Source organism: Yoonia sp. KMU-150 (assembly GCF_056858355.1).
Genome location: NZ_JBXEQF010000001.1, coordinates 523,973 through 540,937, shown reverse-complemented (window position 1 = coordinate 540,937; position 16,965 = coordinate 523,973). Strand labels below are relative to the sequence as shown.

Sequence of the window (16,965 nt, the reverse complement as noted above, 5' to 3'; positions counted from 1 at the left end):
AGGGGGTTGGTGCGGTGGTGTTCCGCATAAACCAGCATATCGTCGAGCCTGCGCAGGCTCAATCGGCTTTGCATGGGCAGAAAGGAAAACGACCGGTGGATTTCAGCCCACCGGTCGCATTGTCCTTTACTCTGCAGCTTCGGCGTAGTCTTCCATCGGCGGGCAGGTGCAGGTCAGGTTGCGGTCGCCCCAGACGTTGTCGACCCGGTTGACGGGCGGCCAGTATTTGTCGACACGGAAAGCACCGGGAGGGAAGCAGCCTTCCTCGCGCGAATAGGGTCTGTCCCACTCTTTCACGAGGTCCTCCATTGTATGCGGCGCATTCTTGAGCGGATTGTTTTCGGCGTCGATCTTGCCGTCCTCGATCTGGCGTATCTCGGCACGGATCGCGATCATCGCGTCGCAGAATCGATCAAGCTCTGCCTTGGTCTCCGATTCCGTCGGCTCGATCATCAGGGTGCCGGCAACAGGCCAGCTCATCGTGGGCGCGTGGAAGCCGCAGTCGACGAGGCGCTTTGCGATGTCGTCGACCGTGACATGCGCGGAATCGGCAAAGGGCCGTGTGTCAATGATGCACTCGTGCGCGACACGACCGGACGGGCCTTTGTAGAGCACATCGAAGGATCCTTCGAGCCGTTTCGCGATGTAGTTTGCGTTCAGGATCGCCACACGGGTGGCTTGCGTCAGCCCTTCGCCACCCATCATCAGGCAATAGGCCCAGGAGATCGGGAGTAGCGACGGAGAGCCAAAGGCGGCGGCGGATACCGCGCCCTCGCCTGTCGTCGGATCGCCGGGCAGATGCGGGATCAGGTGTTCCTTGACACCGATCGGCCCCATGCCGGGGCCACCGCCGCCGTGCGGGATGCAGAAGGTCTTGTGCAGGTTCAGGTGGCTGACGTCGCCGCCCAGATCGCCGGGGCGGGAGAGGCCGACCATCGCGTTCATGTTCGCGCCGTCGATATAGACCTGCCCGCCGTGTTCGTGGGTGATCTTGCAGACCTCGATCACCGTTTCCTCGAACACGCCGTGGGTCGACGGATAGGTGATCATGCAGCCCGCGAGGTTGTCGGCGTGCTGTTCGGCCTTGGCGCGGAAATCGGCCACGTCGATATCGCCGTTGGCGTCGGATTTGATCGGCACGACCTTCCAGCCCACCATCTGCGCCGATGCCGGGTTTGTACCGTGCGCCGACATCGGGATCAGACAGATATTGCGGTGATCGTCACCGTTGGCGCGGTGATAGCCCGCGATGGACAGCAACCCTGCATACTCGCCCTGCGCGCCAGAATTCGGCTGCATCGAGATCGCGTCGTAGCCTGTCACATCGCAGAGCTTCGCCGACAGATCGTCAATCATCTCCAAATACCCCGCCGCCTGATCGCGGGGGATGTAAGGGTGCAGCAGGGAAAACTCGTCCCACGTCACCGGCATCATCTCGGCCGCCGAATTCAGCTTCATCGTGCAGGATCCCAGCGGGATCATCGCGCGGTCCAGCGCCAGATCACGGTCGGCCAGACGACGCATGTAGCGCATCATTTCCGTCTCTGCCCGGTTCATATGGAACACCGGGTGGGTCAGGTATTCCGATGTGCGGATCAGCTTTTCCGGCATGTTGTAATGCGGGGTGTAGTCCTTGTCCTCGCGGTCGATCCCGAAAGCAGCCCAGACGGCCTCTATCGTATCGGACCGTGTGCGCTCGTCGAGCGTAACACCGACCTTGGTATCGCCCACCTTGCGCAGGTTGATCCCTTCGGACACGGCCTTGTCCATGACCGCTTTTTGCTTGTCGCCGACGTCCACCGTGATCGTGTCGAAGAAGGTCGCCGGGCGAACGTCATAGCCGCCGTCCTTCAACCCCTCGACCAAGCGCGCCGTCTTGCGGTGGATGCGCTGCGCGATTGCACGCAGTCCGTCCGGCCCGTGGAATACGGCATAAAAACCCGCCATGACGGCCAGCAGCGCCTGCGCGGTGCAGACGTTCGACGTCGCCTTTTCGCGGCGGATGTGCTGTTCGCGGGTCTGGAGCGACAGACGATAGGCGCGATTGCCATGGCTGTCGATGGACACACCGACGATGCGGCCCGGCATATTGCGGGCATAGCTCTGCTTGGTCGCCATATAGGCTGCATGTGGGCCACCATAGCCCACAGGCACGCCAAAACGCTGGGTGCTGCCCACTGCAATGTCGGCGCCCATCGCGCCCGGCTCCTTGAGCAGGCAGAGCGACAACGGGTCGGCGGCGACGATACCGATGGCGTTTGCCACGTGCAGCTTTTCGATTTCGGGCGTGAAATCGCGCAGGTGGCCGTGGGTGCCGGGAAACTGGAAGATCGCGCCGAATACACTGTCGGCGTCCAGATCGTCAGGGTTGCCGACCGTCACCTCGATCCCCAGCGGGGCGGCGCGGGTTTTCATCACGGCGATGTTCTGTGGATGGCAGTTCTCGTCGATGAAAAAGCCCTTCACTTTCGATTTGGAGACCCGCTGCGCCATGGTCATCGCCTCGGCGCAGGCGGTGGATTCGTCCAGTAGCGAGGCGTTGGCGATTTCAAGACCGGTCAGGTCGGACACCATCGTCTGGAAGTTCAGCAGCGCCTCCAACCGGCCCTGAGAGATTTCCGGCTGGTAGGGGGTATAGGCCGTGTACCAAGCCGGATTTTCCAGAATGTTGCGCTGGATCGCAGGCGGGGTGACGGTGCCGTGATACCCCTGCCCGATGAGGGACACGAGCACCTTGTTCTTGCCCGCCACGCCCTTCATGTGGTGCAGCAACTCGCGCTCCGACATCGGTTTGCCGAAATCGAGCGGTTCCTTCTGCCGGATCTTGGCGGGCAGCGTGTCGTCGATCAGCGCATCCAGATCCTTCGCCCCCACGGTTTCCAGCATCTGCGCCATTTCAGAAGGCGACGGGCCGATATGCCGCCGGTTGGCGAAATCATAGGGAAGGTAGTCAGTGGGGGTGAAGGTCATGGCAGGCTCCGGTGCTCAGGCGATCATGGCTTTGTAGGCGGCTTCGTCCATCAGGCCGTCCATCTGGGACGGGTCGGCGGGCTTGATCTTGAAGAACCAGCCGTCACCGATGGCATCTTCGTTGGCGAGTGCAGGGTTTTCGGCCAGCGCCTCGTTTACCTCGACAATCTCGCCGTCGATGGGGGCCATGATGTCAGACGCCGCCTTGACGCTTTCGATCACGACAACCTCTTCGTCCTTCGTGACAGTCGTGCCGACCTCGGGCAGTTCGACAAAGACGATGTCGCCCAACTGTGTTGTCGCATGCTCCGTGATGCCGACGACGACGACATCGTCTTCTTCGCGCAGCCATTCGTGTTCTTCGGTGAATTTCATTTTTTGGGTCCTTGCTAGTTAGCGTTTGAAGTTGGCGGGCAGGAAAGGCAGGGCGGTCACCCGCAGCGGCAGGCGCTTGCCGCGCAACTCGCCATAGACTGTCGTATCAACGGCAGCATGGTCCAGCGGAAGATATCCCATGGCAACAGGGCCGCCAACGGAGGGGCCGAAACCGCCGGAGGTGATGGTGCCGATGGGTGTGGCGCCGTCTTCGTCAGCGAAAAGCGCAACACCTTCGCGCATCGGCGCGCGCCCATCGGGGCGCAGGCCGACACGGCGGCGGGTCGGGCCATCGACGAGTTCGTTCAGGATGACGTCAGCACCGGGAAAGCCGCCCGCGCGGTCCCCACCAGCGCGGCGCACTTTCTGGATGGCCCAGGTCAGCGCGGCGGCGACCGGCGTGGTATTCGCGTCGATGTCATGTCCGTAGAGGCACAGGCCCGCCTCCAGTCGCAGGCTGTCGCGCGCGCCAAGACCGATGGGGGCCACGTCTTCATCCGCCAGCAACGTTTGGGCGAGAGCGACCGCATGGTCGGCAGGCACCGAAATTTCGAAACCGTCTTCGCCGGTATAGCCGGAACGGGACACCCAGCAGTCCACGCCGTCCAACGACAGGGTCGCGACATCCATGAAACGCATTTGCCCAGCGCGGGTATCAAGTGCAGAAAGCACCTTGTTGGCCTTCGGACCCTGCAGCGCCAGCAAGGCACGGTCAGTAATCTCGGTGACGGTGACGCCGGGCAGATTGGCCCGCATGTGGGCGATGTCCTGCGCCTTGCAGGCTGCGTTGACGACGACGAAAACGTGGTCGCCGCGATTGGCCAGCATCAGATCATCGAGAATACCGCCTTGATCGTTGGTGAAAAAGCCATATCGCTGCCGGTCTTCGGCAAGGCCGAGGATATCGACGGGGATCAGGGTCTCCAACGCACGGGCGACCTGTGCATAGTCGTCGCCCCTGACGATCACCTGACCCATGTGACTGACATCGAAAAGACCCGCCTTTTCGCGGGTATGCAGATGCTCCTGCATGACACCCATCGGGAACTGAACCGGCATGGCATACCCGGCGAACGGTACCATTTTCGCGCCAAGCGCGACATGCAGGTCGTGCAACGGCGTTTTCAGAAGGTCAGACATTTCAGCCCCTTTGTATCTCGACCAACCGGAATTTCTATGTTCCAGCGGCACCACAGCGTCTGCGCAGGCACGGCCTGCACGGGTGATGCCCCCTCTGTCCTTGCGCCTGAGATTGCTATCCCTTCGGCGGGCACATATCCTGTGCCACTCTCCAGAGTGTTCGTCTCAACGTCGGTCCCTTGGCCTGAGAGTTTCCGGGGCGGTTGCTCCTTCGGCACCAGTGAACTGGTTCTCCCGACGATGATTTGACGCGCAACCTGCCCGTTTCCGCCGCGGCAGGCAAGATGATTCTTGCACAAGCTGTCAGCGGATCAGGCGCAGGCCGGTCTTCGGGTCAAAGACATGGGCAAGGCCCGGTGTCACGGCAAAGCGCATTTCCGTGTCCGAAAATGCGTGCACGCCTTGCAGGCTGACGGTAAAGGGGGCGTCCGTTTCGGCCAGCTTTCCATGGAATAGCGTGTTCGCGCCCAGCGGTTCCGTCAGTTGCACCCGCAAGCGGATCGGACCCGCTGCATCCCGCTCCATGTGCTCGGGCCTGACGCCAAGTTTAACCGGCCCGTCGGGCGCATCGAACGGACCGACTTTCGCGTCACCCAGCATGATCGTATTGTCCACGATCCGCGCGTCGACGATATTCATCGCAGGGCTGCCGATGAACTGTGCGGCGAACAGTGTGCGCGGCGTTTCGTAAACCTCCAGCGGGGTACCGATCTGTTCGGCGATCCCGCCGTTCATCACGATCATGCGGTCAGCCATGGTCATTGCCTCGACCTGATCGTGGGTGACGTAAAGCGCGGTGATCCCCAGCTTCGACTGGAGTTCCTTGATCTCAAGCCGCATCTGCACCCGCAGTTTCGCGTCAAGGTTCGAGAGTGGTTCGTCGAAGAGAAACACCGCAGGTTCGCGCACGATAGCGCGGCCCATCGCGACCCGCTGTCGCTGGCCGCCGGACAGTTGCCGCGGCTTGCGATCCAGCAATGGGCTGAGTTGCAGCAAATCAGCCGCCGCCTCGACCTTTTGATTGATCTCGGCCTTCGGCAGACCCGCGATCTTGAGGCCGTAGCCCATGTTCTGGCGCACCGACATATGCGGATAAAGCGCGTAATTCTGGAACACCATGGCGATGTCGCGGTCCATCGGTTCCTTGTCGTTGGCGCGCTGGCCACCGATCAGCACCTCGCCCGCAGAGACGGTTTCCAGCCCAGCCACCATGCGCAAAAGGGTGGATTTGCCGCAGCCCGACGGGCCGACGATCACGATGAATTCGCCGTCGGCGATGTCCGCGTCGATGCCGTGGATCACGTCCGTCGCGCCAAAGCTCTTTTTGATGTCTTTCAGGGTGACGGTGGCCATCGGTTATTTCTCGCTATCGACAAGGCCGCGCACGAACAGGCGCTGCATGGATACCACGACGATCACCGGCGGGATCATCGCGAGGATGGAGGTCGCCATGATCGTGGGCCAATGGGCAAAGTCATCGCCGGACGGGAACATCTGCTTGATGCCCATGACGATGGTGTTCATCTCCGGGTCGGTAGTGATCAGCAGCGGCCAGAGATATTGGTTCCATCCGTAGATGAACAGGATCACGAAAAGGGCAGCGATGTTCGTACGGCTCATCGGGACGACGATATCCCAGAAAAACCGCATCGGACGCGCGCCGTCGACGCGGGCCGCCTCTGCCAATTCGTCTGGTATGGTCAGGAAGAACTGGCGGAACAGGAAGGTCGCCGTGGCGGACGCGATCAGCGGGAAAATCAGGCCGGAGTAGGAATTCAGCATCCCGAACCCCGCGACGACCTCATAGGTCGGGACGATCCGCACCTCGACCGGGAGCATCAGCGTCAGGAAGATCATCCAGAAGAACACCATCTTGCCCGGGAACCGGAAGTAGACGATGGCAAAGGCCGACAGTAGCGAGATGACGATCTTGCCCACCGCGATCCCGATCGCCATGACCATGCTATTGAACAGCATCGTCGCCACCGGCACGTTGATGCCCGAAAACAGCGCCCTGCGGTAGTTTTCGAGGAACTGGTCGCCGGGCCAGACCGGCATCGGCGGGCGGATGATGTCGGCCTGCGTCACGGTCGATGCGACGAAAGCCAGCCAGATCGGAAAGAAGATCACCAGCACGCCGAAGATCATGAAAACATGCGTCAGCCAAAGGCCCGCGCCACGCTTTTCGACCATGCCGTGGATTTCACGCGCCATCAGTAATGCACCCGCTTTTCGATGAATTTGAACTGTATCACCGTCAGCAGACCCACGACGATCAACAGGATCACCGACTGCGCGGCGGACGACCCAAGATCCTGCCCGACGAAACCGTCCGAAAAGACCTTGTAGACCAGGATCGTCGTCGTCTGTTGCGGACCGCCCGCAGTGATCGTGTGGATCACGCCGAAGGTTTCGAAGAACGCATAGACGATGTTCACGACCAGCAGGAAGAATGTCGTCGGCGACAGCAACGGAAGAACGATCGTCCAGAACCTCCGCCAGAAATGTGCGCCGTCGATGGCGGCGGCCTCGATCACCGATTTCGGCACCGCCTGCAACGCGGCGAAGAAGAACAAAAAGTTGTAGCTGATCCGCCCCCAGGCGGAGGCCACGACGACAAGGCCCATCGCCTCGTTCCCGTTCAGCACATGGTTCCAGTCGTACCCCAGTTGTCCCAGATACCATGACACCACGCCGACGCGGGTGTTGAACATGAACAGCCACAGCACGCCCGCCACGGCAGGGGCGACGGCATAGGGCCAGATCAGCATAGTGCGATATACGCCCGACCCCTTGATCAGCCGGTCTGCCATGACAGCCAGAAACAGTGCCGGAATCATCGAACACAACGTCACGAGGATCGAGAACACCGCCGTCGTGACGAAAGACGCACGATAGAACCTGTCGGACAGCAGGAATTCGAAATTGCCCAGCCCGACCCACTGCATCGACAGGCCGAACGGGTCGGGGATGAAAAGGGATTGCCAGATTGCCTGCCCGGCCGGATAGAAGAAAAACACGGCCGAGATGATGACCTGCGGCGCGATTAGGATCAGCGGCAGTAGCCATCCGCGAAATGTGACGCGCTTTTCCAATACAGTCCCCCGTCAGGCAAAAGGGGCGCACCGCGTGGCACGCCCCTTGAGTAATCGCCTAGTTGGCGGATTCGAACCGGCGCAGCAGCGCGTCGCCGCGCTCCTTGGCGCTGTCCATCGCCTCTTGCGCGGTCTTGTCGCCGGCCCAGATCGCCTCGAGCTCTTCGTCGATGATTCCGCGGATCTGGTCAAACGATCCCAGACGCAGACCCTTCGAATTCGCGGTCGGTTCGTTCGCGGTCATCTGTGTCACAGCAACATCGGTGCCGGGGTTCTCTTCATAGAAACCGGACTCGCGTGTGGCTTCACCCGCGGCAGCGGTGATCGGCAGATAGCCGGTGTCCTGGTGCCACTGCGCCTGCACCGGAGTCGAGGACAGGTAAGCCAGGAATTCACCCACGCCCTTGTATTCCTCTTCCTCATGCCCGGACATCACCCAAAGCGACGCCCCGCCGATGATGGTGTTTTGCGGGCTGTTGCCCACGCCTTCCCAATAGGGGAGCGGGCGTACATCGAAATCGAAATCGGCCTCGGCCTTGATCCCGGCATACCCGGCAGAGCTTTCGGTAAAGAGCGCGCACTCACCGGACCGGAAGTTGGCGCCGCCCTCGTTGCGACGACCGGTGTAGATGAACTTGCCGTCCTGCGCCCATTCACCCATCGCGGTCAGATGCGCGACCTGCGCCTCGCCGTTCAGCATCAATTCGGTGTCCAGACCTGCAAAGCCATTCTCCTGCGATGCAAACGGCACGTCATGGTAGGCCGAGAAATTTTCCAGGTGGATCCAGCTTTGCCACGCGGTGACCAGCGGGCAATCCTCGCCGCCCTCCTGCAGTTGCGTCAGCACCTCGCCCACGTTCTGCCAGGTGGACAGATCGGTATCGGGGTCGACACCGGCAGCCTCCATCGCGTCGCGGTTGACCCAAAGTACGGGCGTGGACGAGTTGAAGGGAAGCGACAGCATCTGGCCGTCGGTCGTCGTGTAATATCCCTTCACCGCACCGATGTAGGCATCGGGGTCAAACTCCGCACCGCTCTCGGCCATGACCTCGTACACCGGGCGCGTCGCACCGGGGGCGGCCATCATCGTGGCTGTGCCGACCTCGAACACCATCAGGATATGCGGCTGTTCATCCGCCCGGAACGCGGCAATGCCCGCGTTCAGCGTTTCGGAGTAGTTGCCCTTGTGGCTGGCGACGACGGTGTATGCGTCCTGGCTTGCGTTGAAATCCTCTACCTGAGCGGCGACCAGCTCACCCAGACGGCCGGTGAAGGCGTGCCAGAACTGCACTTCGGTCTGTGCGGTGGCCGCAAGCGGCGTCAGGATCGTACCGGCCAGCGCCAGCCCTGCAATCATCGAATTTTTCATCATTCCTCCCATGCGCCGCAGCGGCGCTGTTCTGTTGATCTGAGGTTTCAAAATGAAACTGCGCTGCGGATAGCGCCGTCAGATCACAGGAGCGTGACATGCGGTCGGATACAAATCAAGTGATCCGAAATGGCCTGTGGACGCGCCTGACTGACGGCACCGTGGGTCAGGAAGGTTTCAGCGACATTGACCGGTCATGCGGCGCGCGCGATACAAACGGTGCCAGAACACCCGTCCGAGTGAGCATGCCTTGACCACACCGATCGCACCGCCGCGTGGCTTTGACCACGCCGAATATCAAGCGCGTACCCAGTCAGTGCAGGCCCGCATGGCGGACGCGGGATTGTCCGGTATCCTGCTGATGAGCGAAGCCGACGTGCGGTATTTCACAGGCTTTCATACGCTGTTCTGGCAAAGCCCGACACGACCATGGTTCGTCTTCGTCCCGGCGACCGGCAAGCCCATCGCGATCATCCCGGAAATCGGCGCTGCTTTGATGGCCCGCACATGGATCGACGACATCCGCACATGGGCCGCGCCGGCACCGCAGGACGATGGCATCACATTGCTGACCGACCTGTTGGCCCCGCTTGCCGCATCCGGTGCCTCTATCGGCGTGATGAAGGGCCACGAGACGACGTTGCGCATGCCGCTGGGCGACTGGGAGCCTCTGATGGCGGCGCTGCCCGGATTGCAGATCGCCGATGCGACGGCGATGATCCAGCGCCTGCGCATGGTCAAGTCCGAGGCTGAGATCGCAAAGCTGCGACATATCTGTGCCATCGGTTCAGATACGTTTGCCCGGGTGCCCGACCTCATTTCGACCGGTCAACCGCTGGACGAGGTATTTCGCTCCTTTCGCCGCGCCGCGCTCGACTGCGGTGCGGATGATGTACCCTATCTGGTGGGCGGTGCCGATCAGGGCGGGTATGCCGATGTGATATCCCCGCCCACGGCGCAGCCGCTGCGCAAAGGCGATGTTCTGATGCTCGACACCGGGTGCACCTGGGACGGGTATTTCTGCGATTTCGACCGGAATTGGGCCATCGGTCGTGCGGACGATCCGGCCCGTCGCGCATATGATGTTCTGTATCGCGCGACCGAGGCGGGCATCGCCGCAGCCGTGCCCGGAAATACCTGCCGTGACGTTGCCGCCGCAATGTCGCAGATCATCGCCGAGGTGGACCCCGGCGGCGGCGATGTCGGGCGGCTGGGGCACGGTCTGGGGATGCAACTGACCGAACAGCCCTCACTCGCTCCATTCGACGACACGGCGCTTTGCGACAGCATGGTGCTGACGATCGAACCGTCGCTTTCCTACGGCCACGGTCTGATGATGGTGCACGAGGAAAATATCGTCGTGCGACTGGGTCGTGCAGAGCTTTTGACGCGGCGTGCGCCGCCTGAACTGCCGGTCATCGACGGTTAAGAAACGTCAACGGCTACAGCAATATCACGCACTGCCCGCGCCGGCGTGTATGTCAGGCAACCGGATCGGGCAGTTTGCAATAAGCGGCGAGCGTCTGCTCGCATCCGTCGGCCCACACCCGGTCAAGCCAATGTGCGAACTCGTCACCGAAACGCGCATCATGCGCCAGATCACCATAGATCGATTCCTGTGCCAGCCAGGCCGCGGGCGAGGTGCGGGCGGCGAGGGCCGCTGCGTTCAGCTGATCCCAGATCGGGTCGTTCGCGGCGATGGCGCTGCCGTCCTCGCGGGTTCCCGCGCACATCCGCGCCCAGAGCGCCTCTGTCAGGGCAAGACCGCTGATGTCTCCGCCCGCAGCCAGTGCTTCGCGCAGGATCGGCAGCACGAATCCGGGATGACGCGACGATCCGTCAAAGGCGACGCGGCGGGTGGTGTCATGAATTTTAGGGTTCGCGAAACGCCGCACGATCAAATCAAGATATTGATCCTGCGTCATGCCCGGAACGGCATCGACATAGGGCGCGATAGCATCGGTTTCGACCTTGCGGAAAAACGTGGCGAGGCCCGGATGTGCCATGCAGGCGGCAATCGTCGGCAGACCCAACAGCTCTCCCGCGTTGGCCAGCACCTGATGCCCTGCGTTCAGCATGCGGATCTTCATGGCCTCGAAGGGGTGCACATTGTCGGTCAGCGTCGCGCCGACCTTCTCCCACGGGGGGCGACCGGCGCAGAACGCATCCTCGATCACCCATTGGCGAAAATTCTCGTGCGTCACGGGTGCCGCATCCTCGATCCCCAGTTCCCGCACCAGCGCCAGTTCGGCCTCGCCTGTCGCGGGGACGATGCAATCGACCATGGCATTGGGGAAGGTCGCATGTTCGGCGATCCACTCCGCCAGATCGGTATCGCTTTGACGTGCAAGGCCGACGACGGTCTGGCGCAGAACGTCGCCGTTATGTTGCAGGTTATCGCAACATTGTCCGGTAAACGGAACGACACCTGCGGCACGGCGCGCCTTGTAGGCCGCGACCATTGCACCAAAAGCCGTGCGCGGGCTGTCGGGGTTGGCGGCGTCATGCGCGATATCCGGATGATGCAGGTCCAGTTGCCCGTCCGCATTGCGATAATAGCCGCCCTCGGTCACCGTCAGCGCGACGATGCGGATTGCCGGGTCCGACATGGCGCGGATCAGTGCGCCGTTGGCATCTTCCACCGGCAGAAAGTCGATCATCGGGCCGGTGACTTCGGCCGATGTGCCCTTGGGGTCAAGTTCGATCAGCGTGGTCAGACAATCCTGCGCCAGCAGCCGGTCGCGCATGGCCGCGTCGCCGGCGCGCACACCGGCGCCGATGATAGCCCAGTCAAGTGCAAGCCCCTGTTGCATCAGGCTGTGCAGATACCACGCCTGATGTGCCCGGTGAAAATTGCCCAACCCGATGTGAACGATACCCGGGGTCAGGGCAGCGCGGTCATAGACCGGCCCCGGCGTGCCTTCGGGTAACTGCGACAGATTTGCGTTGCACAGCTTCATGGGCGCCTCCTCTGATGACCGGGTGCGCATCAACTCATCCAGTTCCCGCCATCGACGTTATAGGTCTGCGCGACGATATAGTCCGCCGCATCGGATGCCAGAAACACCGCCATCCCGGTCAGATCGTCAGCGGTGCCCATGCGCCCGTATGGCACAGCCGCCGCGACCTCTTTCTTCTTTTCGCCGGGTTTTTTCTTTTCGTATCTGGCGAAAAATGCATCGACACCGTCCCAGTGTTCACCGTCGACGACACCGGGGGCGATGGCGTTAACGTTGATGCCATGGGCGATCAGGTTCAGCCCGGCGGACTGCGTCAGGCTGATGACAGCCGCCTTGCTGGCACAATAGACAGATACCAGCGCCTCGCCGCGACGCCCGGCCTGACTGGCCATGTTGATGATGCGGCCCTTGATCTTGCGGTCGATCATGTGGCGCGCAACGGCCTGCATCGTGAACAGCGTGCCCGCGACGTTAATGCCGAAAACACGCTCATAGTCCGCGCGATCCACCTCGACCAACGGCGCGGCCGTGAAAATCGCCGCATTGTTGATCAGAATGTCGATCCGGCCAAGTCTGTCCTCAGCCTCGGTCACGGCGGCGTCGATGCTGTCCTGATCGGACACGTCCATGCGAACCGCAACCGCCGCATCGCCCAGCGCATCCGCAGCCTCGCGCGCGCGGTCAATGTCGATGTCGGCCAGCGCGACACGCGCACCCTCGGCCACGTAAGCCTTTGCAAATGCCAGACCTATGCCACGGGCAGCCCCGGTAATCAGCGCGGTTTTGCCAGACAGCTGCATCAGCCGATCCGCAACCCGTCTTTGCCGAACTTGTGGATTTCATCGACACGCGGGTTCAGGTGGATCGTGTCGCCGTGCTTGAGGCTCACGTCGCCGATCGAACGTACGGTGATCGTTTCGGCCAACCCGGTGTCATGGATATGGAAAAACGTGTCGGAGCCAAGGTGTTCGGCCACACCGACAGTGCCCTTCCAGACACCGCCATCGGCCACCACATCGATATGTTCGGGGCGAATGCCGATGGTGTCTGCACCATGCTTTGCCGCTTCCTCGCCACCGAAAATGTTCATTTTCGGAGAGCCGATAAAGCCCGCGACAAAGACGTTGCGCGGGGTGCGATAAAGCTCCAGCGGAGAACCGACCTGCTCGATCACCCCGGCCTGCAGCACCACGATCTTGTCGGCCATCGTCATCGCCTCGACCTGATCGTGGGTCACGTAAATCATCGTGGTTTCAAGCCGCTTGTGCAGTTCGGAAATTTCCAGCCGCATACCGACGCGGAGCGCCGCATCGAGGTTCGAGAGGGGTTCGTCGAACAAAAACGCTGCAGGTTCGCGCACGATCGCGCGCCCGATGGCAACCCGCTGGCGCTGTCCACCAGACAACTGCCCGGGGCGGCGATCCAGATAATCGGTCAGGTTCAGAACCGATGCTGCGCCTTCGACGCGCCGGTCGATTTCGGACTTGTCCATCTTGGCCATCCGCAGCGGGAAGGCGATGTTCTTGCGCACCGACATATGCGGATAGAGCGCATAGGACTGAAACACCATCGCCAGACCACGCTTGGCCGGCACAAGATTGGTCGCGTCCTTGCCGTCGATTTCGATCAGACCGGAGGTGATGTCTTCCAGACCCGCGATCAGGCGCAGCAACGTGGACTTGCCACAGCCCGACGGGCCGACGAAGACCGTGAATTCGCCATCGTGAATGGTGAGGTCCAGCGGCGGGATGACCTGCACGTCACCGAAGCTCTTGGTCACCTTCTTGAGTTCAATCTGTCCCATGGGTCAGGTTCCTTATTTCACCGCGCCGAATGTCAGGCCGCGGACGAGTTGCTTCTGGCTGAACCAGCCAAGGATGAGGATCGGCGCGATAGCCATCGTCGAGGCTGCGCTGAGTTTCGCGAAGAACAGACCTTCGGGCGACGAATAACTCGCGATGAAAGCCGTCAGAGGTGCCGCATTCACCGCCGTGAGGTTCAGCGTCCAGAACGCCTCGTTCCAGGCCAGAATGAAATTGAGCAGCATCGTGGATGCGATACCGGGGATCGCCATCGGCGTAAGGATATACAGAACCTCATCCCTGAGCGTTGCGCCATCCATCCTGGCGGCTTCCAGAATCTCGACCGGGATTTCGCGGAAGTAGGTATAAAGCATCCAGACAATGATCGGCAGGTTGATCAGCATCATCACGATGACAAGACCGGCCCGGCTGTCCAAAAGCCCCATTTTGATGAACAAAAGGTAGATCGGATAAAGAACACCGACGGCGGGCAGCATCTTCGTCGACAGCATCCACAGCAGGATATCCTTGGTCCGGCGCGACGGCACGAAGGCCATCGACCAGGCGGCAGGCACTGCGACGATCAGACCGAGGATGGTGGAACCACCTGCGATGATGATCGAGTTCCAAAGGAAGCGCGCGTAGTTCGATCGCTCCATCACGACGCTGTAGTTTTCCAGCGTCCAGTCGAAGTTGAGAAAGATCGGCGGGCTGGCGATGGCCTGCCCCTCGGTCTTGAACGACGTCAGGATCGTCCAGAGGATCGGAAAGAAGATCAGCAAACCGATAGCCCAGGCAAAGGCCGTATTCACCAGCTTGCGGCGGGATGTGACTGCACGTGCCATGATCAGTTATCCAGATTCTTGCCGACGATTCGCATCAGGAAAATCGCGACGATGTTTGCAAGGATGATGGCATAGACACCACCGGCGGAGCCGAGACCGATATTCTGGCTTTCCAGCACGCGCTGGAAGATCAGGTAGGACAGCGTCCGCGTTCCGAACGCACCGCCGGTCGTCACGAAAATCTCGGCAAAGACTGCCAGAAGGAAAATCGTCTGGATCAGGATCACGATCGTGATCGCGCGGCTCAGATGCGGCAGAATGATGTAGAAGAAGCGCTTGAGCGTCGGTGCGCCGTCCATCTCTGCGGCTTCGAGCTGCTCGCTGTCGAGCGACTGGATCGCCGTCAGCAGGATCAGGGTCGCAAAGGGCAGCCATTGCCAGCTGATGATCAGGATCAAGGCCGGCATCGCCGCGTCCGAAAGCCAACTGACTGGCGCGGCGCCGAAAAAGCGCCAGAGGTGCGCGAACAATCCGTTCACGGGATCCATGAACATATTTTTCCAGACCAGTGCGGACACGGTCGGCATTACGAAGAAAGGTGCAATGACCAGAATGCGGACAACGCCTTGCCCCCACATGGGCCGATCCAGCAGCAGCGCCAGCAGCACACCCAGAACGACGGTGATCACCAGAACGCTGATGACGATGGTCAGGGTCGTCAGAATGGCGGGCCAGAAAGAACTCGACGTCACGAACCGGACGTAGTTGTCAAAACCTGTCCAGCCCTGGTCGCCGCCGCGCAGCGGAAGATAGGTGCGGAACGAGAACCACAAGGTCATTATCAGGGGGACCAGCATCCAGCCCAGAAGCAGGACTACTGCCGGGGCCATCATCAGCCGGGCCGCGGATCGGGAAGCTTTGGTAGCCATCGGGATGCATCTCCTCCGTTGACAGGTCGCCGTTGTTCAGCGCTGTCGGGACAGGATAACGAGTTTGATTGTGAAAAAGTAGGGATTCGGGGGCGACCCGTGGCCGCCCCCGATAACTCACGCGCCGGGCTTACTGGTAGCCTGCGCCTTCCAGAGCTTCGTTCACGATCTGCTGGCCCTTTGCAAGCGCCTCTTCGACCGTCTGCTGGCCTGCATAAGCGGCCGAGAATTCCTGGCTCACTTCGGTCCAGAAGCCAGCGAACTCAGGGATCGCCATGAACTGAACACCAGTATAGGGAACCGGGTCCACGGTCGGGTTGTTCGGATCAGCCGACAGGATCGAGTCCAGGGTCATCTGAGCGAATGGCACTTCCTGATACTCGGGAGTCTCATAGAGAGACTGACGCGCACCCGGAGGAACGTTGGCCCAGCCTTCGTTCTCTGCAACCAGCTCGATGTAGTCCTTGGAAGTGGCCCACTCGATGAACTGCTTGGCTTCAGCTTCCTGCTGTGTGCCGGCAGGGATCGCCAGCGCCCATGCCCAGAGCCAGTTGGCGTTCTTGCCAAGGCCTGTGTTGGGTGCAAGGGCGAAGCCAACGCTGTCAGCCACTTCGCTGTCGTTGGGGTTGGTCACGAAAGATGCAGCCACGGTGGCGTCGATCCACATGCCGCACTTGCCCTGGTTGAACAGCGACAGGTTCTCGTTGAAGCCGTTGGTGGCGTAACCGGTCGGTCCGCTTTCGTCCATCATGCCTTTGTAGAAGTTCAGGGTATTGGCCCAGGCTTCGCTGTCCAGCTGCGCATTCCAGTTTTCGTCGACGACGCGGGCACCGAAAGAGTTGGCCATGGCGTTGATGAAGGCACCGCCCTCGCCCCAACCGGCCTTGCCGCGCAGGCAGATACCGTTGATGTCGTTATCGCGATCGGTCATGGCAGCCGCTGCTTCGCGGATGAACTCCCATGTAGGCGATTCAGGCATTTCCATGCCGGCAGCTTCCATCAGGTCCGTACGGTACATGATCATCGAGCTTTCGCCATAGAACGGTGCCGCATAAAGCGTGCCGTCGTGGCTCAGACCACCAGCCATCGCGGGCAGGATATCAGCAGCATCGTATTCGTCGGACAGATCGTCCAGCGGGACGAGCCAGCCATTGGAACCCCAGATCGGCGCTTCGTACATGCCGATGGTCATGATGTCGAACTGGCCACCGCTGGTGGTGATGTCGGTCGTCACACGCTGGCGCAGTGTGTTCTCTTCCAGTGTCACCCACTCGACGGCGATGCCGGTCTCTTCGGTGAATTGATCGGTATAGCCCTGCATACGGATCATATCGCCGTTGTTCACGGTGGCGATGGTGATCGTTGCCGAGTGGCCGTCTGCAAATGCACTGGTTGCTGTGATCAGCGAAAGTGCGGTTGCAGCACGAAGTGTGCTCTTCAAAGACATCCGGTATCCTCCCTATTGGATGTGATGTGCCGAAACTATTGACAGGACAACGCGGCGTCAACCAAAAATTTACGCGCGTAAAAATTTCATCTG

The 16,965-nt window shown here is 61.1% G+C and carries 14 protein-coding genes and 1 riboswitch; of the genes, 1 reads left to right on the top strand and 13 read right to left on the bottom strand.

Annotated features, from left to right (window positions below; translation table 11 throughout):
- Positions 1-126: 126 nt before the first annotated feature.
- The 7 genes from gcvP to ugpB all read right to left on the bottom strand — a co-directional run bounded on the left by gcvP (position 127) and on the right by ugpB (position 8,949).
- Positions 127-2,970, bottom strand: coding sequence for an aminomethyl-transferring glycine dehydrogenase (gcvP, locus tag AC04PH_RS02310; protein WP_483064128.1), 2,844 nt, complete (start codon positions 2,968-2,970; stop codon positions 127-129).
- Between the two features lie 15 nt (positions 2,971-2,985).
- Positions 2,986-3,345: a glycine cleavage system protein GcvH gene (gcvH, locus tag AC04PH_RS02305; RefSeq protein WP_483064127.1), complete on the bottom strand. Its 360-nt coding sequence runs from the start codon at positions 3,343-3,345 to the stop codon at positions 2,986-2,988.
- An 18-nt stretch (positions 3,346-3,363) separates the two neighbouring features.
- A complete protein-coding gene (gcvT, locus tag AC04PH_RS02300; protein WP_483064126.1) occupies positions 3,364-4,485 on the bottom strand; it encodes a glycine cleavage system aminomethyltransferase GcvT in 1,122 nt (373 codons plus the stop codon).
- 162 nt (positions 4,486-4,647) lie between these two features.
- Positions 4,648-4,732: riboswitch (glycine riboswitch) on the bottom strand.
- 56 nt (positions 4,733-4,788) lie between these two features.
- Positions 4,789-5,838 (bottom strand): sn-glycerol-3-phosphate ABC transporter ATP-binding protein UgpC, encoded by a 1,050-nt coding sequence (gene ugpC, locus AC04PH_RS02295; RefSeq protein WP_483064125.1) that lies wholly within the window; start codon positions 5,836-5,838, stop codon positions 4,789-4,791.
- 3 nt (positions 5,839-5,841) lie between these two features.
- Positions 5,842-6,678: a sn-glycerol-3-phosphate ABC transporter permease UgpE gene (ugpE, locus tag AC04PH_RS02290; RefSeq protein ID WP_483066132.1), complete on the bottom strand. Its 837-nt coding sequence runs from the start codon at positions 6,676-6,678 to the stop codon at positions 5,842-5,844.
- 20 nt (positions 6,679-6,698) lie between these two features.
- Positions 6,699-7,580: a sn-glycerol-3-phosphate ABC transporter permease UgpA gene (gene ugpA / locus AC04PH_RS02285; protein ID WP_483064124.1), complete on the bottom strand. Its 882-nt coding sequence runs from the start codon at positions 7,578-7,580 to the stop codon at positions 6,699-6,701.
- A gap of 58 nt (positions 7,581-7,638) precedes the next feature.
- The gene (gene ugpB, locus AC04PH_RS02280; protein ID WP_483064123.1) at positions 7,639-8,949 is read right to left on the bottom strand and encodes a sn-glycerol-3-phosphate ABC transporter substrate-binding protein UgpB; all 1,311 of its coding nucleotides are present in this window, start codon (positions 8,947-8,949) and stop codon (positions 7,639-7,641) included.
- Positions 8,950-9,199: 250 nt separating this feature from the next.
- Between ugpB and AC04PH_RS02275 the strand changes: the two genes are divergently transcribed.
- Positions 9,200-10,378: a M24 family metallopeptidase gene (locus tag AC04PH_RS02275; RefSeq protein ID WP_483064122.1), complete on the top strand. Its 1,179-nt coding sequence runs from the start codon at positions 9,200-9,202 to the stop codon at positions 10,376-10,378.
- Positions 10,379-10,430: 52 nt separating this feature from the next.
- On the opposite strand, the gene AC04PH_RS02270 is transcribed toward AC04PH_RS02275, so the two are convergent.
- The 6 genes from AC04PH_RS02270 to AC04PH_RS02245 form a co-directional block, all read right to left on the bottom strand.
- Positions 10,431-11,909: a mannitol dehydrogenase family protein gene (locus AC04PH_RS02270; protein WP_483064121.1), complete on the bottom strand. Its 1,479-nt coding sequence runs from the start codon at positions 11,907-11,909 to the stop codon at positions 10,431-10,433.
- Positions 11,910-11,938: 29 nt separating this feature from the next.
- Entirely contained in the window at positions 11,939-12,712 is a 774-nt protein-coding gene (locus AC04PH_RS02265) for an L-iditol 2-dehydrogenase (protein ID WP_483066131.1), read from the bottom strand.
- Positions 12,709-13,713: an ABC transporter ATP-binding protein gene (locus AC04PH_RS02260; protein WP_483064120.1), complete on the bottom strand. Its 1,005-nt coding sequence runs from the start codon at positions 13,711-13,713 to the stop codon at positions 12,709-12,711. Before AC04PH_RS02260 ends, AC04PH_RS02265 begins: the two co-directional genes overlap by 4 nt.
- 12 nt (positions 13,714-13,725) lie before the next feature.
- A complete protein-coding gene (locus AC04PH_RS02255) occupies positions 13,726-14,556 on the bottom strand; it encodes a carbohydrate ABC transporter permease (protein WP_483064119.1) in 831 nt (276 codons plus the stop codon).
- 2 nt (positions 14,557-14,558) lie between these two features.
- Positions 14,559-15,425, bottom strand: a complete 867-nt coding sequence (locus AC04PH_RS02250) for a carbohydrate ABC transporter permease (RefSeq protein ID WP_483064118.1) — start codon at positions 15,423-15,425, stop codon at positions 14,559-14,561.
- 130 nt (positions 15,426-15,555) lie between these two features.
- Positions 15,556-16,872 (bottom strand): ABC transporter substrate-binding protein, encoded by a 1,317-nt coding sequence (locus tag AC04PH_RS02245; protein WP_483064117.1) that lies wholly within the window; start codon positions 16,870-16,872, stop codon positions 15,556-15,558.
- Positions 16,873-16,965: the final 93 nt, after the last annotated feature.